The sequence below is a fragment of the Bartonella sp. AP331QHHD genome (assembly GCF_042195905.1).
Classification (GTDB): Bacteria; Pseudomonadota; Alphaproteobacteria; order Rhizobiales; family Rhizobiaceae; genus Bartonella.
In genome coordinates, this window is the sequence record NZ_JBHIPG010000018.1 from 1 (window position 1) to 1,137 (window position 1,137).

Genomic DNA, 1,137 nt, shown 5'->3' on the forward strand with positions numbered 1-1,137 from the left:
AAAGTTGACCATCCAAACTCATCTGATAAAAACCACCATCACTCGCAAAAAAAGCATCACTCCCTCGACATGCTATAGAGGCTGCACTGCGCGCTCCGCGCTTGTCTTGGATCTTTTGAAAACTGTATACAAGTTCAGCCCCTGGAGTAAATAAACCAGCGTAAATAGCAGAACGCATAAAAATAAGGGGATTGGTGGATTCCGTCGCCCCTTGCACATATTCTCCATCTGGAAAATCTATATGATCACATTTTTTTTTACCTATTTCCCATAAATTTACATCGTTCAAACCTGACCAATGAATGCGATTGGGATTATCTGTCAATTGCATCAAACAAACAAAAGGTCCCCAAACTTTGACCAATCCTGCTTTCGGTGGATTTCCTTCTAAATCTTCAAACCGTTCAGAACTAAGGACCTTGAAAACTTGNAAACAAACAAAAGGTCCCCAAACTTTGACCAATCCTGCTTTCGGTGGATTTCCTTCTAAATCTTCAAACCGTTCAGAACTAAGGACCTTGAAAACTTGCGGTTTATCATTTTTATTCACCGCAATAACCATGTTTTTAAAAAGAGCAAACGACCATTTATTCTCCTCATTTGCATGATACGTCACACCACTTTGGCTGATATCTTTCCAACCCTGCGTTTGACTATTATAACTATAAAGCTTTTTGGCTCCCCCTACGATGAGCTTAACACCATTGCCACTTCGAAACGCTATGCACCCCAATGGCTTTTCTTCTAAAGGATGAGACACAACCATTGCATTAGGCATCGGAATGTAACAGCCATCAGCCGGTAAAACATTCACAAGCGTATCCGTAAAGCTCCCGTTGATGACCGAAACATCTGGTCTGTAATCAGCGATTGGAAAATAAACCATTTTAGAAATCCGTTGGAATTATTCGAGTGACGTTATGACGTTTGGACGTCTCTGCACGCAATTCATGCAATTGCTCGTTAAAGTCATTGTAAGCAGCGGCTGCACAATCGGGTTCTTTAAGGATATTCTTGTACAGTTCATATTTTGCACGCGCTTTAATCAAATCAAATGCGTGCACAAACCATGGATGCTCCTCATCAACACTCTCTATCTCTGATAAACGCAATGGAGAGAGAATGAGTTGAATCTGA

General features: G+C 41.0%; 2 pseudogenes. Both read right to left on the reverse strand.

The features are described 5' to 3' along the window. Window positions 1–886, reverse strand: a pseudogene (locus ACFIMS_RS01895) (hypothetical protein); the annotation flags it as partial. A gap of 1 nt (window position 887) precedes the next feature. Further along, window positions 888–1,137, reverse strand: a pseudogene (locus tag ACFIMS_RS01900) (hypothetical protein); the annotation flags it as partial.